The organism is Paractinoplanes maris (assembly GCF_023544465.1).
Classification (GTDB): domain Bacteria; phylum Actinomycetota; class Actinomycetes; order Mycobacteriales; family Micromonosporaceae; genus Actinoplanes; species Actinoplanes maris.
Window position 1 is genome coordinate 1 of the sequence record NZ_JALPVL010000032.1, and the last position, 686, is coordinate 686.

Annotated in this window: 1 rRNA gene; it reads left to right on the forward strand. The window is 59.6% G+C overall.

The features are described from left to right. Positions 1-221, forward strand: a 16S ribosomal RNA gene (locus NAG42_RS43835); the annotation flags it as partial. Positions 222-686: the final 465 nt, after the last annotated feature.

The window sequence follows — 686 nt, forward strand, 5'->3', positions numbered from 1 at the left end:
CCCCGTGAAGTCGGAGTCGCTAGTAATCGCAGATCAGCAACGCTGCGGTGAATACGTTCCCGGGCCTTGTACACACCGCCCGTCACGTCACGAAAGTCGGCAACACCCGAAGCCCATGGCCTAACCCGCAAGGGAGGGAGTGGTCGAAGGTGGGGCTGGCGATTGGGACGAAGTCGTAACAAGGTAGCCGTACCGGAAGGTGCGGCTGGATCACCTCCTTTCTAAGGAGCACCTTCCACCGAAAGGTGGCAAGGAGCCTGCGACCTGCGAATGTCAGGTCGAGGAGCTCAAAGGCGGAGACACTGGCCAGTCACAACCGGCAACGGCCGGCAAACCTAGTACAGCCCTCGGGCGTGGAACGGGTTGCTGGTGCGGCCGGAAGTGGCGCACAAGAGAGCACCCTGTTGGGTATCTGAAAGAACAACCCGTGAGAGCCGGTCCGCCGGCGCCCGCATGGCGGGTGGTTGTTTTTCCAGTGCCAGGCATGACCTGGTCTTTCATACCGTTCGGGAGAGCCGGCCCTTTGTTGGGTTGTGTTCCTCGGGGTTCGGTGGAAGACGTTGATGGTTGTGGGTTGGTCGTTGGTTGAGAATTACACAGTGGACGCGAGCATCTTGTTTTCTGTGTTTAAGTTGTCAAGGGCGAACGGTGGATGCCTTGGCACCAGGAGCCGATGAAGGACGTGG